Raw genomic sequence first — 24,404 nt, forward strand, 5'->3', positions numbered from 1 at the left:
CTAGGCTAGGGCACGGGCGAGGAGGTCTTCGACTGCAGCGGCCGTCAGCAGGTCGAAGGCAGGGGGCAGCTCAAGGCGCAAGCGCGGCGTAATGGGGTGATCGCGCACCACCATGAACCCGGCGGATTCCAACGTTTCCACAGGTAAAAGGCCGATGCGGCCGGGTTTGTCCCGCAGAAGATCTTCTGCGGCTTGGGCATCTCGGTAGCCAAAAGCTTCGACGGCGCTGGCTTCGCGGGAGGTGAGGTGCATAATGGTGGCGTCGAGAAGCACCGCCTCCAGGCCCTTCGCCGCACGGTGCGACTTCACGAACAGCGAGGACACGAGCACAGCATCCTCCGAGACAGGAGAGGTGGGCAGTTTCGCGGCACCGGGGGCAAGGTCAGGTGGGCAGAAGAAGACGGTAGCTTCATCGCTCACGGTGAAGCCGCATTCGCCGCAGCGCAGCAGAGTAGCGCTGATCCATGCTTCTTTCTCAAAGGCCGGATCAGCGACCGTGGTCTTCAGCTCCCAGAAGATGGATCGGGCCGCCAAGGGATTGATGGCAATGCCTTCCTTGACGGCCTGAACGAACATAGTGGGCTAGCTACTTTCCTTGCCCTCAATGAGGGCCAGAATGCGCTCGAAATCTTCCTGGTCGCCGAATTCGACGACCATCTTGCCCTTGCGCTTGCCCATGGTGACGGTGACCTTGGTGTCGAAGCGATCTGCCAGACGTTCAGCGGAATCGGTGAAGAACTGCGGCTGTGGAGCGGCAGGCTTCTTCGTTGGCTCGGCCGGCTTACCATCCCGCTTGTATAGGGTGACAGCTTCCTCCGTGGCGCGCACAGACAGGCCCTCGGCCACAATGCGGTTGGCAATGAGCTCCATGGCCTCAGCATCCGGCAGGCCCAGCAGCGCGCGGGCGTGGCCGCCAGACAAGGTGCCAGCGGCAACGCGCTTCTGCACACTGACCGGCAGCTTGAGCAAGCGAATCATGTTGGTGACCTGAGGGCGGGAGCGGCCGATGCGATCAGCCAACTCGTTCTGGGTTACACCAAATTCCTCCAGCAGCTGCTGGTAGGCGTGAGCCTCTTCCAATGGGTTGAGCTGCACGCGGTGGATGTTCTCCAGCAGGGCATCCCGCAGCAGATCATCATCCTTGGTATCGCGCACGATAGCTGGGATGGTGGCCAGGCCTGCCTTGGAGGAGGCGCGCCAGCGGCGCTCACCCATGATGAGTTCGAAGCCGCCCTCCTCAGCAGGGCGGACCACGACCGGCTGCAGCAGCCCGAATTCCTTGATGGAGTGGACCAGCTCCGCTAGCTCATCCTCATCGAAGACAGTACGCGGCTGCTTCGGGTTGGGCATGATGTCCCCGACGGAGATCTCGCGGTACGTCGCACCAATCACCGAAGGCTTGGCCTGCCGCTTCTTCGAGCCAGAAGACTGCTGGATGGTGGGCGCACCCTGCACCTTTTTCGGCGCAGATCCGTGAGCCCCGCCGGTCGAAGCGCCAAGGATAATGTCAGCCGCCGAATCCCCAAGGCGCGGCTTGCGGGAGGGCGCACCCGGGCCAGACGGAATGAGAGCGGCCAGTCCCTTGCCAAGGCCGCCCTGGCGCTGCTCCGGCTTCTGCTCTGCCTTCTTATCTGCCACGGTGTCCTATCCTTCCAATTCCGCGAAAATCTCTGGGCTCACGCCAATGGCACCCGTGGTGGGGTGCGGCGTGTAGTCTCCGCGCTTGTCCAGCTCGCGTGCAGCGGCGGAGTAGGCGCGGGCGCCCGTCGACGACGGGTCATAAGCAATAACTGTCTTACCATAGCCCGGCGCCTCCGAAACGCGCACAGAACGCGGGATGACGTTGCCCAAGACGACGGCGCCGAATTGCTCACGCACCTCATTAGCCACCTGCTCTGCCAGCTTGGTGCGGGCGTCAAACATGGTGAGCAGCACACCGGAGATGTGAAGGTCCTCGTTGAGGTGCTCCCGGATCATGGAGATATTGCCCAGCAGCTGGCCCACGCCCTCCAAGGCGTAGTACTCACACTGGATGGGAATAATAACTTCTTCTGCACACGTCATCGCATTGATGGTGAGCAAGCCTAGGGAAGGTGGGCAGTCGATAAAAACGTACTCAAAGCCATGCTCCTCGAGGAAGCCATTGTGCAGGGCGTCATAGAGGCGGAACTCGCGGCGGACCAGAGAGACCATTTCAATCTCTGCGCCAGCGAGGTCGATGGTGGCCGGGATGCAGTAGAGGTTCTCATCATCGGGGGAGTGCTGCATCGCATCCTCCGCGCTGCAGTCACCCAACAAAACCTCATAGCTGGATTTGGTGCCGGAGGTGTGCTCCGCGCCTACCGCGGTGGAGGCGTTGCCCTGCGGGTCCAAGTCGATCACCAGGACCTTCTTGCCGGCCTCAGCAAGCGCGGCGGCAAGGTTGACGGCGGAGGTGGTTTTACCCACGCCACCTTTCTGGTTCGCGATGGTGATAAGACGAGGATGAGTCATGCCGTCTACTTTAGTTCACGCGCGGGACACGGATAATCGTGGTGCCGTGGATGGTCATGACCTCGGCTTTTCCGCCACCGGCGCGCTTGATATCAGCAGCATCGCGCTCTAGCTCCTCATGCACTGAGGAACCCTTGAGAGCAATCATCTCGCCGCCTTTGCGCACCAGCGGCAGGGACCACTTGGCCAGCTTTCCCAGCGGGGCCACCGCGCGGGAAGTCACGATGTCGGCACCCTTAACGGCCTTCTTCACTGGACCTTCCTCGGCGCGGCCGCGAATGACGGTGACGTTATCCAGCCCCAGCAGATCAACGACCTCGTTGAGGTAGGTCGAGCGCTTCAGCAAAGGCTCGATGAGAGTGATCTTAAGGTCAGGTCGCGCGATGGCGAGCGGGATACCGGGGAGGCCGGCGCCACTGCCGACGTCGATAAGCGTGGCGCCCTGCGGCATGACTTCGGCGACCACGGCGCAGTTGATGAGATGGCGCTCCCAGAGGCGCGGGACCTCGCGGGGGCCTATAAAACCACGGGTGGACCCGTCCGTAGCCAGCGAATCGTGGTATTTCTGCGCGAGCGGCAGACGCGATCCGAAGACGTCAGACGGGTCCAGTGGCACAGTGTCGGACACAGATTCAGTCACTGTGAAAACTCCTGGGTTAAGTTCTAGTTGTTCTTGCGGCGCTGCTTCTTGGAGCGATTGTCCTTCTTGCGTGCGCCCGGCTTCGGAGCAGAGGTGCGCTTGAGCTCAGCCTTAGCGGCTGCCTCCTCTTCTTCCTCGCGGTCCATCTTGGCGTAGACGATGCGGGTCTGGAAGAAGGTCCACACGGTGTTGGCCAACATGTAGAAGAGAAGGCCGATGGGCCAGATGAAACCGGAGAACACCAGCATTGCCGGCATAAACCACAGCATCATCTTGTTCATCATGGCCATCTGCTGTTGCATCATCTCCGCATTCTGGCCCTGCGGGGTAGCGGTCTTGCCGGCGGCGCGGCGAGCCTCCTGACGGTTCAGCGTCATGCGGGCGTTGAAGTGCGTGAGCGTCGCAATGATGGCGATGAGCGGCACGATGATGACGGCCGCCTGCGCGGTGGTGGTTTCCTTAATGATCTCCAGACCAGAGTCCAGGCGTAGGTTGGCCACCAGCGGCACACCGAAGATCTTGGCATCGACGAACTCCTTCACCAGCGCGGGTTCGAAGATGTAGTTGGCGATGGAGGCGTTCATTTCCTCCGACATGGCGTCACCCGCCGGGTGGCCAATGCCACCGGCGACAGCAACAGTGCGGTCGAAGGAGCGCAGCACGTGGAACAGACCAATGAACATCGGGATCTGCGCGAACATAGGCAAGCAGCCCGCCACCGGGCGCACGCCAGATTCCTTGTAGATGCGCTGCATCTCCTGCGCCGCCTTGGTCTGGTCATTGGCGTACTTGGTGCGCAGTTCCTGGATTTGCGGCTGGATCTCCTGCATCTTGCGGGAGGAGCGCAGCTGCGTGATGGTCGGCTTGACCATGATGGCCTTAAGCGTCCACGTCAGAAGAACGATGGCAATGATCCAGGTTCCGCCCCATGCGGAATCAAGAACGAAGCTCAAGAGCCAATGCCAGAACCACAAGACGGCTGAAATTGGCCAATAGATGAAATTAAGCACGAGAGTTGTTTACCTCAGTTGTTGTTTGGTCGGTACCGGATCAAACCCGCCCGGGTGCCAGGGACCGCACTTGCATAACCTGGCAAGCGCCATGCCCGTCCCCTTGAAGGCTCCATGGATGGAAATGGCTTCGAGGGCATAGGCACTGCACGTCGGTTCAAAACGACAGGTGGAGACCATCTTAAGGCCTGACAAGTGCTTTTGGTAGAAGCGCACCCCGTGAACTAGGACTCTTCCGAAGCCGCGGGCTTCGGGAATCTCCTCACCTTGGGAGTTCAGATATCCCATGTGCGTAGCGCTTTGCGGATATCACGCTCAAGGCGCTCACTGGTGGCATCACCGCTGGCGGGCAAGGCGCGGATAACGATGTCAACGTTGGCGGGCAGCATTGTCCCTTTGACACCATCGCGCATGAGGGACATGCACACATGACGAAGCCGTCGGGAGGTGCGGTGGCGAACCACGGCATTCCCGACGGCCTTCGACACGATGAGACCGAACCGCGGCCCAGTGGCCGCGATGGCGTCTTCACCGTCATTAAAGCGCAAATGCACGACGACAGTGCGCGTGCCCGCCCGGCGCCCGCCCTTGATGGTCCTCCGAAATTGCCTCGGGGACGTGAGCTTGTGCTGGGCTGGAAGCATGAATTAAGCGGTGAGCTTAGCGCGACCCTTCTTGCGACGAGCGGCGACGATGGCGCGGCCGGCGCGGGTGCTCATGCGGGTACGGAAGCCGTGCTTGCGAGCGCGACGACGGTTGTTCGGCTGGAAGGTACGCTTACCCTTTGCCACGATTAACTCCTTGAAGTTGTTGGTGGATGGCACAGCCTCGCGCCACTGATGGCGGTGGGCTTAAACATCCACTAATGAATGGTGTACGTGGGGATGAGGCTTCGCACTTTAAGCGCCGTGAGGCGTGGCGAGGCATTCCCACATGCAACATGTGCACCATGCACTGTTGCGATAGACCATCACAGGTTACGTGACAGATAGTGCGCGAAACAAATCGACACACTGGGTGTCCCCGAAATTACAAGGATGTTTTTATCCGCAGCTAGGACGCCACTTTTTGCCCACATGCAGCGCGGCTAGCGCCCCCTCCCGCTGTCCGCCCACCGCGCTAGGCGCCACCGTGTCGAGCGCGCATAAAAGCGCGTTAGACAGCGCCCCTATAACGCGGTACAACTGAGGAATCGAATTCCACAGTCACCCACAGGATGTGGATAACTCTCAATCATAACTTGAGACTTTTGCTGTTTACGCAGGTAAACTGCATTAAGGAGCCAATTCATAGTTATCCACAGTCATAAGATAGGCTGTGGATAAACCACCTATCCACACCTGTGGATAACTTTGTGGAAACCGAGGTTACGCGCTAAAACATCGTGTGGAATCTCCGGTGGAAATCACAAACTTCTTGTGATTTCTCGTTCCGTATCTCTTTCTTATCCATCCGTCCATCCCCGATTCTCACCCAGAGTCACGCAGTAAATATTTTGGTTCTCAAGGCCACTTCTTCCCAGAACCACATAGGTGTGGCCGCCTCTTCGGCAGCACCGCGTGAACTTTAACTACACAGAAGGTAGGCGTTGTGTCCGATCCGCAAGCAGCCCTCCGGGCCAGCTGGAAAGCTGTGGTCAGTGATTTGCTGGCTCAGTCCGAGCAACCGAACTCGGATGTCCCCAACTTCTCCCATAGCCAGCGCCTCAACCTTCAACTCGTCGAACCCATCATGATCGGTGATGGCTACGCGTTGATCGCCGCGCCGCACGAGAACGCCAAAACTGTCATCGAAACTGAACTAGGGGAGTACATCACCCGCGCTTTATCGCAGCACATGGGTCGCCCCTGTTCTTTGGCTGTGACCATTGCGGCGCCACCGCAGCCGGCACCACAGGAAGAGCCCCCAGCACCCGCGCCTCAACGCCCTATTCAAACCGAGGCTCCCGAGCACGGCATGGGGCACCAGACTCAGGCTTTCCAGCAGCCCACCCAGTCCACTCAGCCCGCTCCAGCTTCCCAGCCAGAGACACCAAACCACCATCAGCCGCGCTCATGGGAGGCCGCGCATTCCCCGGCCAGCCTCGATGAATTGGCGCAACACTACAGCGAGCAACAGAGCACCGCTCCCAGTGGCTACCCCGAAGCAACCGGGGCACGGATCCCGCGGGAGGAGCCAGCACACAACCCGAACCGAGAAAAGTCTCTCAACCCGAAGCACACCTTTGAGAACTTCGTCATCGGTTCCTCCAACCGCTTTGCTAACGGCGCTGCCGTAGCCGTCGCGGAGAACCCCGCGCGCGCCTATAACCCACTCTTTATTTGGGGCGGTTCCGGCCTCGGCAAAACGCACCTGCTGCACGCGGCCGGCAACTACGCCCAGGTCCTGCACCCGGGACTGCGCGTGAAGTACGTTTCCTCGGAGGAATTCACCAACGACTACATCAACTCCCTGCGTGATGACCGCCAGGAATCCTTCAAGCGCCGCTACCGCAACCTGGACATCCTCATGGTTGATGACATCCAGTTCCTAGAAGGCAAGGAGTCCACGCAGGAAGAGTTCTTCCACACCTTCAATGCGCTGCACCAGGCCAATAAACAGATCATTTTGTCCTCCGACCGCCCACCGAAGCAGCTGACCACGCTGGAAGATCGCCTCCGCACACGCTTCGAAGGCGGGCTGATTACAGACATTCAGCCGCCAGACCTAGAGACGCGCATCGCCATTCTCATGAAGAAGGCCTCCGCGGACGGCACAGACGTCGATCGCTCGGTTCTCGAGCTCATCGCCTCTCGCTTCGAATCTTCGATCCGCGAGCTCGAAGGTGCGCTCATCCGCGTTTCTGCCTATTCCTCTCTGGTCAATGAGCCGATCAGTTTGGAGATGGCGGAGATTGCTCTGCATGATCTGGCCCCGGATTCTGCAGATCGCCAGATCACCGCGGCAGCCATCATCGAAGTGACGGCGGACTACTTCAACATCGACGTGGATACCCTGCGCGGTTCTGGTAAGAAGCGCGCCGTGGCCCATGCCCGCCAGCTGGCGATGTATCTGTGTCGCGAGCTCACTGAGCTCTCCCTGCCAAAGATTGGTGACCAGTTCGGCGGCAAGGACCACACCACCGTCATCTATGCGGACCGCAAGATCCGTAAGGAGATGACTGAGAACCGGAATACCTACGACGAGATCCAGGCGCTGACTCAGCGCGTGAAGAATCACAACCAGCGTTAGCAGCACGCAACGCTTGGCGACGCCCCTCCCATTTCCCGCAGCAACCTCCCCCGCGGGTGTGGGCAGGGGCGTCTTTGCGATCCACCAAAAAGTTATCCACACCGTTATTCACAGCTGTGTAATTTCATTGTTGTAATTTGTAGATCCTTGTCACGTTTTCTTCTTCCACAGCAGATCAGAGGGCACATTGCCCTTGTGGTTAACCCTGTGATCAGCAGGGATAGATCTGGGGATGGATTGTGGATAACTTTGACCCCGACCCAGTTACTCACATTTCTTGTCATTTGATCACAGTGATCCCACACCCTGACTCACAGATCGGTTCGCCGCTCAGAGCTTGGCTTTTACTGGGTTGTCCACAGATCCCACAGCGCTTATTACTACTCCTATTTTGTTTTCTCCCTAACTAAGAAGAAAAAGGATGTGTGTGATTCGTTGGCGCCTGGCCTCACCGCACGCCCTTATCGGGAAGCACAGAAGGTAAATGACAAAATCCTGTGCTTCGACGCTGATCCTGTAAGTTGGAGTGAGCTTGCAAGAATCTTCCATCCGCAACTAGAGGAGCGTCTCACCACCATGGAGCAGTCCGTGTCATTTCGCGTTGCCAAAGATGACCTCGCCAACGCCGTAGCGTGGGTCGCGCGCAGCCTTCCCTCGAAGGTCACCCAACCGGTACTGCGCGCCATGCTGATCACCGCGGATGACAATGGTTTGGAATTCACCGGCTTCGACTACGAAGTCTCCACCCGCGTGCGTATCGCTGGCATGGTGGATGAGCCGGGACGCATCGCCGTGGCCGGTAAGTTGCTCTCTGACATCGTTGCTTCCTTGCCCAACAAGGAAATCGAGATGACGCAGGAAGACAACAAGGTTTTGTTGATCTGTGGTTCCTCCCGTTTCGAGCTACCGCTCATTCCGCTAGATGATTACCCTCAGCTTCCCGTCCTGCCGGAGGTCACCGGCACCATTAACCCGCAGCTCTTCGTGGAGGCCATCAGCCAGGTTGTTGCGGCTGCCGGCAAGGATGACACCCTGCCGATGCTCACCGGTGTGCACATCGACATCAATGGTTCCCACGTGGAAATGACGGCTACGGACCGTTTCCGCTTGGCCATGCGCACCTTCGAGTGGGAGCCAGTATCTTCTGATGTCCAGGCCAAGCTTCTTGTCCCGGCCAAGACCCTGCAGGAGACCGGCCGCTCCTTGGACACGCACCTCAACATCCCGGTAGAAATTGCCGTGGGCACGGGTGAGAACATCGCTGCGGAAGGCCTATTTGGCCTGCATGCGGATAACCGCGAGACCACCACCCGCATGCTGGATGCGGATTTCCCCAACGTGGCACCGCTGCTACCCAAGACCCACAGCGCCATGGCCAGCATTGAGGTTGCTCCGCTCCAGGAAGCCATTCGCCGCGTCTCGCTGTTGACGGATCGCAACGCTCAGATCCGCATGGAGTTCAGCGAAGGTGAGGTGACCTTGGCGGCCGGTGCGGATTCCGGTCGCGCGAGCGAGACTTTGCCGTGCGCCTTCAACGGCCGTGAGGATTTTGTCATTGCTTTCAACCCGTCCTACCTCAAGGATGGTTTGGCTGTGGTTCACACGGATCGCGTGGTCTTCGGCTTTACCGAACCTTCGCGCCCGGCAATCATGATTCCGGAACCGGAAGAGCTGCCAGCAGCCAACGAAGACGGCTCTTTCCCCACCCCGGAAACTGATTTCACCTACCTCTTGATGCCGGTGCGCTTGCCAGGCTAGGCCATATGTATATTCGCGATCTCGATGTCAGGGACTTCCGCTCCTGGCCCGAGCTCACCCTCAGGCTGAAACCGGGAATTACCCTGTTTGTCGGCCGCAACGGTTTCGGCAAAACCAACATCGTCGAGGCCATCGGGTATACCGCGCATCTATCCTCACACCGCGTGGCCCACGATGCCCCCCTCGTGCGCCAGGGTGCGCACAATGCTCGTATCTCCGCCACGGCGGTGAACCAGGGCAGAGAGCTCACTGCGCACCTTTTGATCAAACCCCACGCGGCCAACCAGGCTCAGATCAACCGCACGCGCCTGAAATCCCCGCGTGAGCTCCTGGGCGTGGTGAAAACCGTGTTATTTTCCCCGGAGGATTTGTCCCTCGTGCGCGGCGAACCGGCAGCGCGCCGCCAGTATCTGGATGACATCATTGCCTCACGCACGCCGCGTTTGGCTGGTGTGAAGGCTGATTATGACAAGGTGCTCAAGCAGCGCAATGCGTTGTTGAAGTCGGCGTCGCCAAGCTTGCGCCGCGGCTACAGCGACAGTGATGGTGCCTCGGCGCTGGCGACTCTCGACGTGTGGGATACGCAGCTATCTTCCCTCGGCGCGCAGGTGATTCAGGCACGCCTTGCGCTTGTCGACGAACTCCGCGAGCTCATCCCCGCCGCCTATGCCGGGCTCGCCCCGGAATCGCGTCCGGCCGCCATTGACTACAAGTCCACCGTGGACATCTCAGACCGCGAGGTCATCGAGGCCATGATGCTCACCGAGCTGGCCACGAAGCGCCAACGAGAGATCGAACGCGGCATCTCACTCGTCGGACCGCACCGCGACGATCTGGTGCTTAACCTTGGCACGAGCCCCACCAAGGGCTTTGCTAGCCACGGCGAGACCTGGTCGTATGCCATCTCTCTGCGGCTGGCGGAGTTCAACCTGCTGCGCCAAGACGGCACTGATCCGATCCTCATCCTCGATGATGTTTTCGCTGAGCTGGATGCCAAGCGCCGCGAGAAACTCGTCCGCCTCGCGGCGGGCGCGGAACAGGTGCTGATCACTGCGGCGGTGGATGAGGATTTGCCCGGAAACTTGCAGCCCATCGAACGTTTTACGGTCACGGTCCGGGATACCGACGAAGGCCGGATTTCTGAGATCGCTCCGTATACAGCGGGCGGTGATGAAGATGACTGAGCAGGACTTCGATCCGGTCAAGGCGCTCTTCGAGCGCACACGAAGCAACTCCAAGAATCCGCCGAAGCTCAATAAACCGGCGCCCAAAATGAACGTGGCCCCGACATCTTCCGAGAAGCAGCCAAAGCCCTATCAGCGTGGTAGGCCGAGCGGTCCTGATGGCCGTCGCAGACGCCGCAGCCTCGAGATCCCTAGCCTCGGCGCACAGATCCAACGAGAGATTGGCAAACGCGGCTGGGAACACGAATTAGCTCATGGTTGGGTCATGGGCAATTGGGAAAACCTCGTCGGCGAGCGCATCGCCGCGCACACGCAACCGCTCACCATCAAGGAGCAGGTTGTCTACGTGGCGTGTGATTCTTCTAGCTGGGCCACCGAGCTGCGTTACTTGCAGCGGCCCATTTTGCAGAAGATTGCTGATCGCCTCGGCCCGGACGTGGTGGTTAAGCTGCACATTCAGGGCCCCAAGCAGCACCGCAACTATGAGGGCCGCCAATGGGTCAAGCCGCAAGGTTCGCAAGATACGTACGGCTGATTTTGGGCGACCGCGAAATTCACGCAAATTTGGGTCTCTCACGGGCGTGCAGTGCCCTTGCGTGGGGGGACACAGTGTAGAATGGCTAAAGTCTTAGATTTAGCTCTAGCCAAAAGGAGAACACGAATCCGTGGCTGAACAACACGCATATGATGCGGGGTCAATCACAATTCTGGAGGGCCTCGAGGCTGTCCGTAAGCGCCCCGGTATGTACATCGGCTCCACCGGTGCCCGTGGCCTGCACCACCTGATTTGGGAGATCGTTGATAACTCCGTCGATGAGGCGATGGCAGGTTATGCCGACAAGGTCATCGTCACCCTCCGCGAGGATGGCGGCATTGAGGTCATCGATAACGGTCGTGGTATCCCGGTGGAAATGCACGCCTCCGGTGTTCCCACCGTCCAGGTGGTCATGACCCAGCTGCACGCTGGCGGTAAGTTCGACTCAGAATCTTATGCCGTTTCCGGCGGCCTCCACGGCGTGGGTATCTCCGTGGTCAATGCTTTGTCCACCCGTGTGGAGGCGGATATCAAGCGCGACGGCAAGCACTGGTACCAGAACTTCAACAACGCCATCCCGGATGAACTCGTTGAAGGCGATAATGCTCGCGGTACCGGAACCACCATCCGCTTCTGGCCGGACCCGGAGATCTTCGAGACCGTCGAATTTAATTACGACACGATCGCTCGCCGCCTGCAGGAGATGGCCTTCCTGAACAAGGGCCTGACCATCGTGCTGCGCGATGAGCGCGCCATCTCCAAGGAACAGGCCGAACTGGAGGAGATCGCCGAAGCCGGCGACTCCGCCGTGAGCCTGAGCTCCCTCGATGAGAAGGAAAAGTCTGAAAAGGACGGCGAAGGTAGCGAGGAGAAGACTTCCAAGAAGAAGGAAGTCACCTACCACTACCCAAACGGTCTGCAGGATTATGTTGAGCACCTCAACAAGAACAAGACCGCCATCCACCCCACCATCGTTGCTTTCGACGTTAAGGGTGAGGACCATGAGGTGGAAATCGCGCTGCAGTGGAACCAGGGCTACAAGCAGTCCGTCCACACCTTCGCCAACACCATTAACACTCATGAAGGCGGCACGCACGAGGAAGGCTTCCGCGCGGCGCTGACCTCCCTGATGAACCGCTACGCCAAGGAGCACAAGCTCCTCAAGGAAAAGGATGGCAATCTTTCCGGCGAAGACTGCCGCGAAGGCCTGGCCGCCGTCATTTCCGTCAAGGTTGGGGATCCGCAGTTCGAAGGCCAGACTAAGACGAAGCTGGGTAACTCGGAGATTCGAGGATTTGTCCAGCGCTCCGTTAATGAGCACCTCAACGATTGGTTCGATGCCAACCCGGCTGAGGCCAAGGTCATCATCAATAAGGCCGTGTCCTCCGCGCACGCCCGAGTGGCTGCGCGAAAGGCTCGCGAGTTGGTACGCCGCAAGTCCGCCGGTGACCTCGGTGGCCTTCCGGGTAAGTTGGCGGATTGCCGTTCCAAGGACTCGAAGCGCACTGAGCTTTATATCGTGGAGGGTGACTCCGCAGGTGGTTCCGCCAAGGGCGGCCGCGATTCCATGTTCCAGGCCATCCTGCCGCTGCGCGGCAAGATCCTCAACGTGGAAAAGGCCCGCATGGACAAGGTTCTGAAGAACGCTGAGGTCCAGGCCATCATTACTGCCTTGGGCACGGGCATCCACGAAGAATTCGATATTTCCAAGCTGCGCTACGACAAGATCGTGCTTATGGCCGACGCCGACGTTGACGGCCAGCACATCGCCACGCTTCTGTTGACTCTGCTCTTCCGTTTCATGCCGCAGTTGGTGGAGGATGGCCACGTCTTCCTGGCTAACCCGCCGCTGTACAAGCTGAAGTGGGGCAAGGGCCAGCCGGGCTACGCCTTCTCTGATGCGGAGCGCGACGAGCAGCTCGCCGAGGGCTTGGAGCAGGGACGCAAGATCAATAAGGATGACGGCATCCAGCGCTACAAGGGTCTGGGTGAGATGAACGCCGCTGAGCTGTGGGAGACCACCCTGGATCCGACCACCCGCGTGCTTCGCCGCGTGGATCTGGAGGATGCGCAGCGCGCCGATGAGCTCTTCTCCATCCTCATGGGTGATGATGTGTCTGCTCGTCGCTCCTTCATTACCCGCCGTGCGAAGGACGTGCGCTTCCTTGACGTCTAAGCGCTAGGTAAAACCCGCAAAAGCCAGCACCTCAACTGAGGTGCTGGCTTTTTTCGTCGTCAAGCGCGCGCTCTTAGACAGTGCCCATGTGGCGCTGCAGAACACGGCCGATGATCGCCACGTTGGGCTCTAAGATAGAGGAGGCCTTGCCGCGCAGGGACTTGTAGGTGCGGGCGATGCCAGGCGCTTTAACGTCTTCAGCGGCTTTGTCCGCAGTATTCATGATGACCTCTGTAACCTCAGCGCTGCGTCCGTCCAGGTAAGTGCCGAAATCAGACTGCTCAGAGCCTTCGAATTCCTTCCAGTAGGAATCCAGGCTGTTGAGCAACTCCGGAAGCATGTGGTTGATTCCCTTGGACAAGACCTTAGAATCTGCCTTCTTGGCGGCGCCTAAAGCGCCTTTGAAGGCCATTCCGGAAATGCCGGAGAGCGAAGAGACGGTGTCATCGGCGGCCGTGGCCAAGTCCGCCACTACGGCGTTGCGGGTAGGGGATTGGAGAAGCTGGGTGAGGTTTGTCATACAGGCGAGCTTACTGTGCCGGTGCGGTGGAGCCTGCCTTGAGCGCGGCGAGCTGGTCAGCAATCTCCGGGAAGCCGTTGGTGCGGGCCAGGCGCTCGAGGTCGAAGTCGAGGCCACCTTCGTAGAGGCGGCTGTTCTCAGAAGAACCGGAGGAGCCGGCCATCCCGATCTGGACGGCAAACTCGTCTACCTGGGCGCGCAGTGCCGGGACGTTATCCACCACTAGTTTGAGCAGTGCCGCTGCGGCGGCGATGCTACCGCCGATGATGAGCGTCATGTCGATCGGGGTGGAGCCGGTGAGGGAGGAGCCGGCTTCGCCCTGCTCGAAGTCGGGGTTGAGGTTGTTCTGCCAGTCATTGTCGGCGGTCTTAGCGCTCGCAGCTGGCGTTGCGGCGGTGGCGAGGGTGGTAGCCACGACACCGGCGGCGAGGAACTTCTTCAAAGACTTCGAGGGCATAGGGGGATTCCTTCCTACAAGGGAATAGAGACTTCTTTATCATGTTTAACTTACATAACTTCTGCAACAGAAAGATAGACCTCGGCGCAAAATCGCGCGAATTCTTCATTCTTTCCGCTGAGCGCGGGGACTGCGCGTAAGATCTTTTCTAGTGATTCAGCCGCCGCCGTGCGGCTGCCATGGACGGCAATTCCCTCGACGGTGGCCGTACTCGCGGCCGCTGCAGCGGCCAAGGCGGCAAAATCGGTAACCCGCACCCGATGGGCCTGGCAGAACTCCCGCGCTATGAGGAGCAATTGCTCTATGTTCACTGACTCCCACCCCGGGCTTGGCGGATCTCTGCCTCCAATTCCGCACGCCCAGGCAGCAGCCGGCGCGCGGTGTCCTGCACGGCAGCATCCGAGAGGGTTCGTGCGGCCGCCGCAACTACGGCTCGCACCACCGCTTCGTGTTTGGAGGTGCCTTGCGCGGAAGCCAACAAGGTCAGCGCATGGTCTTGTTCTGGGGTCAGGCGCAGTGTCATAGCCATAGCGCGAATGGTATCACTGTGATACCACTGCTGTGCCACAAACGGCTTTATACGGCCCTGAACGGTAGGATAGGGCGTTATGAGTGATAACAACGGTGATCTTTTCGATCGCATCCAACCAATTGACATCAATGAGGAGATGGAGTCGAGCTACATCGACTACGCCATGTCCGTCATTGTCGGCCGCGCCCTGCCGGAGGTGCGTGACGGTCTTAAGCCTGTCCACCGCCGCATCCTCTACGCCATGTATGACTCCGGCTACCGCCCGGATCGCGGCTACGTAAAGTCCGCCCGCCCGGTCTCGGACACGATGGGCCAGTTCCACCCGCACGGTGACTCCGCTATTTACGACACCCTCGTGCGCCTGGCCCAGCCATGGAACATGCGTTACCCGCTGGTCGACGGCCAAGGTAACTTCGGCTCCCGCGGTAATGACGGCCCGGCAGCTATGCGTTATACCGAGTGCCGTATGACGCCGCTGGCGATGGAGATGGTGCGTGATATCCGCGAAAACACCGTTGACTTTGCGCCGAACTACGACGGCAAGACGCAGGAGCCGACTATCCTGCCCTCCCGCGTTCCGAACCTGTTGATGAACGGCTCCGGCGGTATCGCCGTCGGTATGGCCACCAATATCCCGCCGCACAACCTTAACGAGTTGGCGGAGGCTATTTACTGGTTGCTTGATAACCCGAATGCTTCTGAGGAAGAAGCCTTGGCTGCCTGCATGGAGCGCGTCAAGGGTCCGGATTTCCCGACTGCGGGCCTCATCGTGGGCGATCAGGGCATCAAGGATGCCTACACCACCGGCCGCGGCTCCATCCGCATGCGCGGCGTCACCTCCATCGAGGAGGTGGGCAACCGCCAGACCATCGTTATCACTGAGCTGCCCTACCAGGTCAACCCGGATAACATGATCTCCAACATCGCGGAGTCCGTGGTCAACGGCAAGATCGCGGGAATCGCCAAGATCGAGGACGAGTCCTCCGACCGCGTAGGTATGCGCATCGTGGTCACCCTCAAGCGTGATGCTGTGGCCCGCGTTGTCCTCAACAACCTGTACAAGCACTCCCAGCTGCAGACCTCCTTCGGCGCCAACATGCTCTCCATCGTCGATGGCGTGCCGCGTACCCTGCGTCTGGATCAGATGCTGAGCTACTACGTGGCCCACCAGATTGAGGTCATCGTCCGCCGTACCCAGTTCCGCCTTGATGAGGCTGAGAAGCGCGCCCACATTCTGCGCGGTCTGGTCAAGGCGCTCGACATGCTCGATGAGGTCATCGCGCTCATCCGTCGTTCCCCGACGGTGGAGGAGGCCCGCGAAGGTCTGATGCAGCTTCTCGGCGTCGACGAGATCCAGGCCGATGCCATCCTGGCCATGCGCCTGCGCCGCCTTGCTGCCCTGGAGCGCCAGAAGATCATCGATGAGTTGGCTGAGATCGAGGAGATCATCGCGGACCTCAAGGACATCCTGGCCCGCGAGGAGCGCCAGCGTCAGATCGTCCACGATGAGCTGGAGGAGATCGTCGAAAAGTACGGTGATGAGCGCCGCACCCAGATCGTTGCCGCTTCCGGCGACGTTAGCGATGAGGACCTCATCGCCCGCGAGAACGTCGTTGTCACCATCACCGCTACCGGTTATGCCAAGCGCACCAAGGTGGATGCCTACAAGGCACAGAAGCGCGGTGGCAAGGGCGTGCGCGGCGCGGAACTAAAGCAGGACGATATTGTCAAGAACTTCTTCGTCTGCTCCACGCACGACTGGATCCTGTTCTTCACCAACTTCGGTCGCGTCTACCGCCTCAAGGCCTACGAGCTTCCGGAGGCTGGCCGCACCGCCCGCGGCCAGCACGTGGCCAACCTGCTGGAGTTCCAGCCGGAGGAGAAGATCGCCCAGGTCATCCAGATTCAGTCCTACGAGGACGCTCCTTACCTCGTCCTTGCTACCCAGCAGGGCCGCGTAAAGAAGTCCCGCCTCACCGACTACGAATCTGCACGTTCCGCTGGTCTCATCGCTATCAACCTCAACGAGGGCGATGCGCTGATCGGCGCCCAGCTGGTCAACGAGGGCGATGACATCCTGCTCACCTCTGAACAGGGTCAGGCCATCCGTTTCACCGCGGACGATGACCAGCTGCGTCCGATGGGCCGCGCTACTGCCGGCGTGAAGGGCATGCGTTTCCGCGGCGATGATCAGCTGCTGTCCATGTCTGTGGTCAGCGACGGTCAGTTCCTCTTGGTGACCACCTCTGGCGGCTACGGCAAGCGCACCGCGATTGAGGAGTACACCCCGCAGGGCCGCGGTGGCCTCGGCGTGATGACCTTCAAGTACACACCGAAGCGCGGCAAGCTCATTGCGGCCATCTCCGTTGATGAAGACGACGAGATCTTCGCCATTACCTCTGCTGGCGGCGTTGTCCGCACTGAGGTCAACCAGATTCGCCCGAGCTCCCGTGCCACCATGGGCGTGCGCTTGGTCAATCTGGCTGACGACGTCGAACTGCTGGCCATCGACCGCAACGTGGAGGACGATGGCGAGGAAGACGCCCAGGCAGTAGCCAAGGGCGAGAAGTCCGTGGAGGACGTCAAACCTGAGCACCTCAAGCTTGGGGAAGACTCCCAGCAGGACGAAGCTGACAGCAAGGATGCCGATAAGGACGAGGAGTAACCCATGATTGGACGAGAGCTTCACCTCGCCCGGATTTCGCCCATGTCGGCGTTCCGCGTTGGCTTGGCCATGTCCCTCGTCGGCCTCGTGGCCTGGCTCATCGCCGTGTGCTTGTTGTACGTCGGCCTTGACCAGGCGGGCATCTGGGATTCCTTCAATAGCCTCGTCGGCGGTGTCGGCGGCGGCTTTGAGGTCTCCTTCGGGTTGGTCGTCTCTGCGGCCGCACTGTTTGGTGCCATCATCGCTGTGCTGATGACCATCCTGGCGCCCATCATGGCGGTGATCTACAACGCCATCGTGGACGTCTTCGGCGGATTCAAGATTCGCCTCCAAGACGAACCGAGTAACTAGCGAATATCACCGAGAAAAACTACATATGACCAGGCGATTTGTAATAGATCGCCGGTCCTATGTAGAGTAACTATTCGTTCCGGTCAAGGGCCTATAGCTCAGTCGGTTAGAGCGCATCGCTGATAACGATGAGGTCGCTGGTTCGATTCCAGCTAGGCCCACCACGGAACAATGGGGCATTAGCTCAATTGGTAGAGCATCTGCTTTGCAAGCAGAAGGTCAGGAGTTCGATTCTCCTATGCTCCACAGCATAAGTGGAAGGCGCCCGGCGGAAACGCTGGGCGCCTTTCGCATTTGTCCGCTCAGGGGATCTAGGACCAGACTAGAGGCACCTTATGCAGATCTCCTTAACCATTCACCTGGGGGTTTCGCGCCGGAGGTCTTCACATGGTGCCTTTAGCGTGGCCCCAGCACGTGCCGCTCTGCGCTAGCGGGTGAGGTACTGCCTTCCCGCCTGCGGATTGGGGATGAGGCGGTCGAGGCTGACCGGCTCTAGGCCTTTCGCGCGCAGACCGTCGATGACGCAGTCCGCGGCGCCTACGGTTGTGGCGTGAATGTCGTGCATGAGGACGATGGAGCCGGGCTGCGCCCCGCTGACCGCGGCCTCGCAGACGTGCTCAGAATTGCGGTCCTTCCAATCCACGGTGTCGACGGACCACAGGGCTTGCGCCTGGCCATTAGCCTTCGCAGCGGCCTCCACAGTGCCGTTGGTGGCACCGTACGGGGGACGCATCCACCGCGGGTTCTCACCCGTCGCTGCCTTGATGGCCGCGGCACCGGCCTTGATCTCGCCGTCTACGTCGCTGGGGGAGAGCTTGTTGAGCTCACGGTGGGTTGCGGTGTGGTTTCCCACGGTGTGGCCCTCAGCCTTCATGCGGTGCAGCAGTTCCGGGTGCGTGGAGGCACTGGGGGCTAAGACCATGAAGCTGGCCTGGGCGTCCTTGGCCTTCAGGGTGTCGAGGAGCTGAGCGGTCAACTCGCCGGGGCCATCGTCATAGGTGATAGCCACGCAGTTGGAGCAGGTGGAATCAGCAACCGACTGCGACTGCCGTTTGCCGGTCGGCGCGGGCTTCGCAGCCGGCCGCGAGGAGCCGGCAAAGACAGGACTGTTTTGAAGCTCCTTGGGAAGTGCGTCGTAGGCGTCCCGCTCCAGTTGCTTAAGGTCCTTCTGGACGTCGGGGAGCTGCGGTAGCTGTGGCTGCTGAATCACCGGCTGGGGGAGTGCGGGAAGCTCCGCAGCGGCAGCCGTGCTAGGTAGTGCCGTGGCTGCGGCAAGGGCGATGAGGGAGCGGACAAGAACACTTTTTCGGCGCATGACAACCTTCCACAGACTTTTTCAGACCCCTTATTGTCTGCCCGGTGAAGGTGCATTATCCCTAATGACACGCAACTAGAGTGAAAGAAGTTGACTTCTGAGGTTTTGCTGGACCCGTCCTAGGGGTGATTTCGCTGCTTCTACTGGGAGGAGTACGCTCTACAGGTATTGGGGCATTAGCTCAGTTGGTAGAGCGTTGCGTTCGCAATGCAAAGGTCAGGGGTTCGATTCCCCTATGCTCCACAGGGCGCTCACACAGTGAGCGCCCTTTAACTTTGATGGTTGACTTATTCAGCAGCCTTAAAGCGCTTGACCAGAATGATGTGATCATCGCTTTCGCCCACTGGCTCAAAGCCAAGGTGCAGATAAAGGCGGTGGGCGCGGTCGTTATCTTTAGCCACCGAGAGCGAGATACCCGGGGCGCCCATCTCGCGGGCGAGTTCGGTGGCGGCGTCGATAAGCATGGTGCCCACTCCTTGGCTGCGGAAGCGAGGTTCTACGGCTAGCGCGAGCTCCGGAATGCCCTCGGCAACGTGGCCGAAACCATGGCGCTGCGCTGTACCCCAGTTCAGCCACACGCCACCGGCGGGGACGTGGCCTTCCCAGGCGATGAAACCTCCGCGGGAAGGCTCCCAACCGCCGAGGTAGTAGTCAAAGCCTTCCTCGAAACCCGCGGGGAGTTCCTTGTGCTCATTGCCAAAGGTATCGGCGAGGAAATTGATACGTGCCAGGTAAGTGCGGTCAGCTTCAGTGAGGGAAAGTAGATGCATAGCTCCCATGGTAGAAGGCGGCTTCGAACTACCTACTTCCCATGCTCCCACTGGGCATAGGCTGAGGCATAGCGCCCGCCCCGATCGATGAGCTCGGTGTGGGTGCCATCCTCGACGATCCGACCCTGTTCCATCACAATAATGCGGTCGGCCTCCCGGGCCTGGTCCAGGCGGTGGGCAACGACGAGCGCGGTGCGGCCCCTCGTGACTGCTCTAGCAGCGTGTTCGAGCACTTCCGCGTGCTCGGAGCCGGCTTCAGAGGTGGCCTCATCCATGATGAGCACCGGCGGCTGGCGCAGGATCATGCGAGCCAGGGAAAGCTGTTGCTCGGCCTCCGCACCGATCTCCTCGTTGCCGGCGCCAATCTTCGTATCGAGGCCCTGAGGCAGCCACCGCGAATGCTCATCCAAGCCCACGGTGTTGAGCGCCTGCCACAGCTCCTCATCGCTGGCGTTGGGTTTGGCCAGGAGTAGGTCCTCGCGCAGCGAACCAGAAAAAAGATGCACTTCTTGGGTAATGAGCGCTACGTGCTCTGTAATCCACGTGTTCGGCACGGTGGCGGTATCGATGCCATCGAGGCTGATGCTCCCCGCCGATGGGTACTGCAGGCCCGCCACGAGGGCGGCGAGCGTGGACTTACCCGCACCGGAGGTACCCACCAGGGCGGTGGTGGTGCCGGCGGAGAGGGTTAGGGAGACGTCGTCAAGCACGCGTGCCCCGCCGGGGTAGGCGTAGGAAAGGTGCTCGATGGTGATAGTGGGGGCGTCGTTTAGCCGGGGAGTGTCCTTAAGCGCCTTCGTACCAGCGCTGTTGTCCAAGGTGGCCAGGGCCACCGCGCGGCCGAGGGAGGTCACGGAATGCTGGATCTCGCCAGCGAAGAAGAGGATGTTGAACACGTGGATCTCTAGACGCATCACTAGCAGCACCGCGGCGGTGGCCTCACCGGGGGTCAGCCACTCCCACATCACCATGGGCACGGACATGAGGACCGAACCCAAGAGCAACACCGCGAAGGCCAGGGCGCCCTGGCCCAGGATGCGGTTGATCAGCGGAACCTTGTCACCCCAGGCCTGTACCGTGTCCCAGGAATAGCGCTTCATGCGTGTATGCGCCCAGTCCTTCAGGGAGAACTGACGGAGGGTCTCCAGGGCGCGAATCGTGTCTAGCAGGACGTTGTTGCGGTAGGCCTCCACCGAGGACACCTCGTTGGCCACGGCGGGGATATCCCGCATGGTGCCGCGGATGAAGGGGTAGAGCAGACAACTCACCGCGATGAAGAGCAGCGCATAAGCGGGGTGGATGAAGATCATCATGAGCGCGGTCAGCGGCAGCATGAAGAGCGTGAGCACGAGGCGGTCACCCATCATGGAGATGGTCATGACCACGGTGTCGATGTCCTTGGACAGGCGCGTGATGATGTTGCCGGTGCCCAGTTCCATGACGGCAGGAACGGGAGCGCCGAGGGTAGAGTCCAGCGCTGAGGTGCGCAGATCCACCGAGAGACGGCGGGTAGTGGAGGTAACCAGGTAGCGGCCCACTGTGCGGCCGGTGACCTCCACGAGGAAGCCCACCGCGATAACGATGAGCGCGCCCACCATGGCTGCGCGCCCAGTGCCGAGGACGGGTAGCTCCACGCCTTGGATGATGTCCACGACGCGGCCAAGCACCTGGGAGACCAGGTTCATCATGATGACCGTAACGGTAAACAGGCCGAAGAAAAGGGCGATGCCAAGCCGGCTGGGCGCACTGGGCAGGGTTTTCAGAAAACGGAGACACTCCCGCGGGGAGGCAGGTGCAAGGGCATCCGCGCGATCCTGCTGGCTCATAGCTCCACCACCTCATCCGCGTTGGCGGCCCACGTGGAGGCGGATGTAATGAGCACGGTGATCTTGCCGGCGCGCAGCTCACGCACGCGCTTGGCGACGTCCGCCAAGGTCAACGAATCCAGTCCCGTCGTGGGGTTGTCCAGCACGAGAACTTCCGGGTCCACAGAGAGTGCGCGGGCAAGCGCGACGCGCTGGCGCTGGCCACCGGAGAGGTTGAGGCCGGCCTCACCGATGGGCGCGGTGGGCAGCTCGCCGTTGGGACCAAGACCACCAAGACGGATAACAATATCCTCGCAGGCGGAGGCGTGGAGGGCGGCGTGAAGCTGCGTAGCGCTAGCACTGCGCAGCGGATCGACGTTGTCCTGCAGGGTCCCCTCCAGCACGGAGATGCGGTGCGGCGGGCACAATGCGCCGTGCTCATGAAGGTAGCGCACCCAGGAGTCCACGGTGTTGCGCCCCTCAGTGGTGGTGGGCATCCACACGTGCAATCCGGGGGAGAGATCGACGGGGGTGCCGGCGGTTTCGGTGGTGTTGGTAGAAAGCTGGCCGAGCAGCTCGCCGACGCGCTCCACGGAGGCCCGAGCCCGCGCCCAGTTCTCCGTGAGCAGGCCGAGAGACACACCTAATGCTGTGAGCGCGGGCGGGACGAGCATGGTGATCGCCATCATCCCGCCGGGGGCGATGCGGCCCTCGAAGGTTTCCCAGGAGGTCCAGGCAAGAATGCCCACGGCAAAGGACGCGGGAACCATCTGGCGCAGCCAGGCCATGAGGGAGGAAAGTTTGGCCTCGCGGAGCATGGCGCCCAAGGAATCCTGGGCGGCGTCGGAAAAACGTTGGCGCGCGATGTTCTTGGCGCCGAGGCCCTTGATCACCCGGGAGCCTTGAGCAAAGTCCGTGGCGAGTGAAAGCGCGGTGTTCTCCAACTGGCGGCGGCGCGCGGCGATCCTTGTCAGCGGCTTCGTGGTGGCCCAGGAGGCCAGCGCGGTGGCGAGTGCGCCAACCAGCAGCACAGCCGAGACCTGCCAGGAAATCGGGGCCAGGCTGACCACCGCGCCCAAGAGGTAGCCCACCATGACCAGTGGGAAGTTGAGGATCTGCTTGAGCTGGCCGATGTAGTGCGAATCCTCATCCATCGTGTTGAGCAGCCGGCCGGGGCTTATCCCTGCGGTGGAGGCACCCAGCAGCTTATCCAGCAAGTTCAGCCGCAGTGTATGCGTGGTGCGGGCCTGACTCAGATCAGTAAAGGCATCTGCCGTGGCCTCGCAGATATAGGCGATGAAGAGGAGGATCGCCGTGGCCGCAAGCGGCAGCGCTACGGTGCGCCAGGAGGGCTCGGAGAAGGCATACTGCGTGGTCTGGCCGATGATGACGGAGACCAACGCGCCCAGCGGCGCGTTGATGAGGGTGGCAACGAAGATGCCGATAACGCCGGTGCGCTGGGCGCCGAGCAGACGCCACGTGGCGGCGCCGGGCCGGGAGAAATCGGTGGTCTCGGTGAGGGAGACCTCCCCGGAAGGGGGCTCATCGGGGAGGTACCACGACCACGTCCTCATGCGGGGGTAGTGAGTCATAAGAACTCATCCTATAGCGCACAACGCATAAGGGAGTGATTCAGATTACGATCAATGAATCACTGGGGGAACTTAAGCCAGGTGGTAGTTCTCCACGTCATAGCCGTTGAACTCGCGGTCGACTCCATAATCATCGACGGAGTTAAACTGCGTGCCGTTTTCAATGGCAAAGCGCAGGTTATCCACGCGGGTGGACGGATCGCCGCTCACGGCACCTGCGGGGAAATAAAAGGTCTCCCCGCTCTTGAGCTTGACTACGAGCGACTCAAAGCTCATGCCTGATCTCCTTGCCTGCTGTTGGTAGGGCTTCCCGCGCAAAACAGCGCGCGGGCACCGATCTTTGAGGATCGATGCCAATTAGCCTTCAATTCAAGCAGGTCGGGCGCGCGGGGGCAACGCAGTGAGATCAAGGCAACGAAATGCGCACCCCCAAGGATGGGGGGTTAGTTCTCGTCCTCGGTCTGGAGGCGGTGCTTGCCTTCGGACTCGTGATCATCGGTGATGCGGGAGGTGTCGGCATCCTTCTTGTCGGCGTTGCTGACCTCGATCTCGGTCTCGACGGCGTCCTGGATGGCGGTTTCTTCCTCGCGGTGCTTGGCCAGCTGTTCATCCAGCGAGCCCAGCAGCTCTTCATCGCGCTCGACGACGCCCTCCTCAGCCAAGTTGGACTCCTTCTTGGCATCATCCTCAGTGGTGGAGGTGTAGACCAAGGTGGAGCCCTGCGGCGCGGACGGGGAGGAGAAGTCCTCAACGCGCGGCGGAACGGCGGATTCCTTCTCCTTCTTCTGGGCGAAGAAGTAGTAGATGCCACCGCCGATGGCAGCAATGGCGGCAACGAGCGCGGAGATCAGCCAGATCTTCGAGCCCTTCTTCTTGTCCTTGCCGCTGAGGCGGCGGGCCTTCTTCTGCAGCTGGGCGCTCTGCTTCTGCGCCTTCTTCTCAGCCTTAGAAGCCTTCTTCTTAGCCTGCTTGCGGGCCTTGGAGGCCTTCGTTTCTGCCTGCTTCTGGGTCTTTTTCCACTGCTTGGAGGCCTTGTCCTGGGCCTCTGATGCAGCCTCAGAGAGCTTCTCGGTGGCTTCCTCGCTGCGCTCCTTGAGCTGTTCGAGGGTGCGCTCGAGGCGGGCATGCGCGGCCTTGGTTACGGCACCCGCTTCGCGGCGGGCCTCCGAGAACCACTCGCCATCGCGCTCTTCCATGCGGGCGGCGGCGGTCTCCAGGGCGGAGTAGGCCTCACGGGCCTTCTCATCGCGGCGTTCCTTGAGGCGCTCCACCAGGGCGGAGGTGGCGCTGATGGCTGTGGACAGGGCGGCGGGGTTCATGGGCTCAGGTGCTCCTTTACGTCAATACTGAGGTGATTTGAGTTGGACAAC

25 protein-coding genes and 3 tRNA genes are annotated in these 24,404 nt (G+C 60.6%); 10 read left to right on the plus strand and 18 right to left on the minus strand.

Translation table 11 applies throughout. The annotated features are described in order from the left end of the window. Genes HMPREF2978_RS09875 through rpmH form a run of 8 tightly spaced genes read right to left on the minus strand, consistent with a single transcriptional unit; the run spans position 1 to position 4,934 of the window. A complete protein-coding gene (locus HMPREF2978_RS09875; protein WP_070524935.1) occupies positions 1 to 576 on the minus strand; it encodes a hypothetical protein in 576 nt (191 codons plus the stop codon). Between the two features lie 6 nt (positions 577 to 582). Continuing rightward, positions 583 to 1,638, minus strand: coding sequence for a ParB/RepB/Spo0J family partition protein (locus HMPREF2978_RS09880; RefSeq protein ID WP_070524937.1), 1,056 nt, complete (start codon positions 1,636 to 1,638; stop codon positions 583 to 585). A 6-nt stretch (positions 1,639 to 1,644) separates the two neighbouring features. Beyond that, on the minus strand, positions 1,645 to 2,493 hold the full coding sequence (locus HMPREF2978_RS09885; protein WP_070444533.1) for a ParA family protein: 849 nt from the start codon (positions 2,491 to 2,493) through the stop codon (positions 1,645 to 1,647). Between the two features lie 10 nt (positions 2,494 to 2,503). Further along, a complete protein-coding gene (rsmG, locus tag HMPREF2978_RS09890; RefSeq protein WP_070524939.1) occupies positions 2,504 to 3,133 on the minus strand; it encodes a 16S rRNA (guanine(527)-N(7))-methyltransferase RsmG in 630 nt (209 codons plus the stop codon). A 23-nt stretch (positions 3,134 to 3,156) separates the two neighbouring features. Continuing rightward, positions 3,157 to 4,143, minus strand: coding sequence for a membrane protein insertase YidC (gene yidC, locus HMPREF2978_RS09895; protein WP_070524940.1), 987 nt, complete (start codon positions 4,141 to 4,143; stop codon positions 3,157 to 3,159). A gap of 9 nt (positions 4,144 to 4,152) precedes the next feature. Continuing rightward, complete coding sequence (gene yidD / locus HMPREF2978_RS09900; protein WP_070444526.1) at positions 4,153 to 4,431, minus strand: membrane protein insertion efficiency factor YidD; 279 nt, start codon at positions 4,429 to 4,431, stop codon at positions 4,153 to 4,155. Then, positions 4,419 to 4,787, minus strand: a complete 369-nt coding sequence (gene rnpA / locus HMPREF2978_RS09905) for a ribonuclease P protein component (RefSeq protein ID WP_070444524.1) — start codon at positions 4,785 to 4,787, stop codon at positions 4,419 to 4,421. The genes yidD and rnpA overlap by 13 nt, the downstream gene beginning before the upstream one ends. A gap of 3 nt (positions 4,788 to 4,790) precedes the next feature. Further along, the gene (rpmH, locus tag HMPREF2978_RS09910; RefSeq protein ID WP_003847033.1) at positions 4,791 to 4,934 is read right to left on the minus strand and encodes a 50S ribosomal protein L34; all 144 of its coding nucleotides are present in this window, start codon (positions 4,932 to 4,934) and stop codon (positions 4,791 to 4,793) included. A gap of 799 nt (positions 4,935 to 5,733) precedes the next feature. Between rpmH and dnaA the strand changes: the two genes are divergently transcribed. The 5 genes from dnaA to gyrB all read left to right on the plus strand — a co-directional run bounded on the left by dnaA (position 5,734) and on the right by gyrB (position 13,027). After that, positions 5,734 to 7,374: a chromosomal replication initiator protein DnaA gene (dnaA, locus tag HMPREF2978_RS09915; protein WP_010188097.1), complete on the plus strand. Its 1,641-nt coding sequence runs from the start codon at positions 5,734 to 5,736 to the stop codon at positions 7,372 to 7,374. Positions 7,375 to 7,950: 576 nt separating this feature from the next. Beyond that, the gene (gene dnaN / locus HMPREF2978_RS09920; RefSeq protein WP_070745330.1) at positions 7,951 to 9,132 is read left to right on the plus strand and encodes a DNA polymerase III subunit beta; all 1,182 of its coding nucleotides are present in this window, start codon (positions 7,951 to 7,953) and stop codon (positions 9,130 to 9,132) included. Positions 9,133 to 9,137: 5 nt separating this feature from the next. Continuing rightward, complete coding sequence (recF, locus tag HMPREF2978_RS09925) at positions 9,138 to 10,316, plus strand: DNA replication/repair protein RecF (protein ID WP_070745333.1); 1,179 nt, start codon at positions 9,138 to 9,140, stop codon at positions 10,314 to 10,316. Beyond that, a complete protein-coding gene (locus tag HMPREF2978_RS09930) occupies positions 10,303 to 10,851 on the plus strand; it encodes a DciA family protein (protein WP_010188103.1) in 549 nt (182 codons plus the stop codon). Before recF ends, HMPREF2978_RS09930 begins: the two co-directional genes overlap by 14 nt. Positions 10,852 to 10,981: 130 nt before the next feature. Next, the gene (gyrB, locus tag HMPREF2978_RS09935; protein WP_070524944.1) at positions 10,982 to 13,027 is read left to right on the plus strand and encodes a DNA topoisomerase (ATP-hydrolyzing) subunit B; all 2,046 of its coding nucleotides are present in this window, start codon (positions 10,982 to 10,984) and stop codon (positions 13,025 to 13,027) included. 73 nt (positions 13,028 to 13,100) lie between these two features. Here gyrB and HMPREF2978_RS09940 read toward each other — a convergent pair whose 3' ends face one another. The 4 genes from HMPREF2978_RS09940 to HMPREF2978_RS09955 are packed head-to-tail and all read right to left on the minus strand — an operon-like array spanning position 13,101 to position 14,533. Then, entirely contained in the window at positions 13,101 to 13,547 is a 447-nt protein-coding gene (locus HMPREF2978_RS09940) for a DUF6918 family protein (protein ID WP_070524946.1), read from the minus strand. Positions 13,548 to 13,557: 10 nt separating this feature from the next. After that, complete coding sequence (locus HMPREF2978_RS09945) at positions 13,558 to 14,004, minus strand: hypothetical protein (RefSeq protein WP_070745336.1); 447 nt, start codon at positions 14,002 to 14,004, stop codon at positions 13,558 to 13,560. Positions 14,005 to 14,054: 50 nt separating this feature from the next. Further along, positions 14,055 to 14,315, minus strand: coding sequence for a cell filamentation protein Fic (locus tag HMPREF2978_RS09950; protein ID WP_070524950.1), 261 nt, complete (start codon positions 14,313 to 14,315; stop codon positions 14,055 to 14,057). Beyond that, positions 14,312 to 14,533 carry a CopG family transcriptional regulator gene (locus HMPREF2978_RS09955; protein ID WP_070525256.1) on the minus strand — a complete coding sequence of 74 codons (222 nt, stop codon included), beginning with the start codon at positions 14,531 to 14,533 and terminating at the stop codon, positions 14,312 to 14,314. Before HMPREF2978_RS09955 ends, HMPREF2978_RS09950 begins: the two co-directional genes overlap by 4 nt. A 79-nt stretch (positions 14,534 to 14,612) precedes the next feature. On the opposite strand from HMPREF2978_RS09955, the gene gyrA reads away from it, so the two are divergent. The 4 genes from gyrA (at position 14,613) to HMPREF2978_RS09975 (ending at position 17,798) form a co-directional block, all read left to right on the plus strand. Then, positions 14,613 to 17,201: a DNA gyrase subunit A gene (gyrA, locus tag HMPREF2978_RS09960; protein ID WP_070524952.1), complete on the plus strand. Its 2,589-nt coding sequence runs from the start codon at positions 14,613 to 14,615 to the stop codon at positions 17,199 to 17,201. A 3-nt stretch (positions 17,202 to 17,204) separates the two neighbouring features. Continuing rightward, entirely contained in the window at positions 17,205 to 17,552 is a 348-nt protein-coding gene (locus tag HMPREF2978_RS09965) for a DUF3566 domain-containing protein (RefSeq protein ID WP_070524954.1), read from the plus strand. An 87-nt stretch (positions 17,553 to 17,639) separates the two neighbouring features. Beyond that, a tRNA-Ile gene (locus HMPREF2978_RS09970) sits at positions 17,640 to 17,716 on the plus strand. Between the two features lie 9 nt (positions 17,717 to 17,725). Continuing rightward, positions 17,726 to 17,798: transfer RNA gene (locus HMPREF2978_RS09975), tRNA-Ala, on the plus strand. Between the two features lie 181 nt (positions 17,799 to 17,979). On the opposite strand, the gene HMPREF2978_RS09980 is transcribed toward HMPREF2978_RS09975, so the two are convergent. Then, positions 17,980 to 18,867, minus strand: a complete 888-nt coding sequence (locus HMPREF2978_RS09980; protein ID WP_070524956.1) for a polysaccharide deacetylase family protein — start codon at positions 18,865 to 18,867, stop codon at positions 17,980 to 17,982. A 170-nt stretch (positions 18,868 to 19,037) separates the two neighbouring features. On the opposite strand from HMPREF2978_RS09980, the gene HMPREF2978_RS09985 reads away from it, so the two are divergent. Next, positions 19,038 to 19,110: transfer RNA gene (locus HMPREF2978_RS09985), tRNA-Ala, on the plus strand. Positions 19,111 to 19,154: 44 nt separating this feature from the next. Here HMPREF2978_RS09985 and HMPREF2978_RS09990 read toward each other — a convergent pair. The 5 genes from HMPREF2978_RS09990 to HMPREF2978_RS10010 form a co-directional block, all read right to left on the minus strand. After that, positions 19,155 to 19,646 (minus strand): GNAT family N-acetyltransferase, encoded by a 492-nt coding sequence (locus HMPREF2978_RS09990; RefSeq protein WP_070524958.1) that lies wholly within the window; start codon positions 19,644 to 19,646, stop codon positions 19,155 to 19,157. Between the two features lie 23 nt (positions 19,647 to 19,669). Then, on the minus strand, positions 19,670 to 21,463 hold the full coding sequence (locus HMPREF2978_RS09995) for an ABC transporter ATP-binding protein (RefSeq protein ID WP_070524960.1): 1,794 nt from the start codon (positions 21,461 to 21,463) through the stop codon (positions 19,670 to 19,672). Beyond that, positions 21,460 to 23,034 (minus strand): ABC transporter transmembrane domain-containing protein, encoded by a 1,575-nt coding sequence (locus HMPREF2978_RS10000; RefSeq protein WP_070524962.1) that lies wholly within the window; start codon positions 23,032 to 23,034, stop codon positions 21,460 to 21,462. Before HMPREF2978_RS10000 ends, HMPREF2978_RS09995 begins: the two co-directional genes overlap by 4 nt. 72 nt (positions 23,035 to 23,106) lie before the next feature. After that, complete coding sequence (locus tag HMPREF2978_RS10005; RefSeq protein WP_070523292.1) at positions 23,107 to 23,310, minus strand: hypothetical protein; 204 nt, start codon at positions 23,308 to 23,310, stop codon at positions 23,107 to 23,109. Between the two features lie 167 nt (positions 23,311 to 23,477). Further along, a complete protein-coding gene (locus HMPREF2978_RS10010; RefSeq protein ID WP_070745339.1) occupies positions 23,478 to 24,353 on the minus strand; it encodes a hypothetical protein in 876 nt (291 codons plus the stop codon). Positions 24,354 to 24,404 lie beyond the last annotated feature (51 nt).

Source organism: Corynebacterium sp. HMSC074C01 (genome assembly GCF_001814605.1).
Taxonomy (GTDB): Bacteria; Actinomycetota; Actinomycetes; order Mycobacteriales; family Mycobacteriaceae; genus Corynebacterium.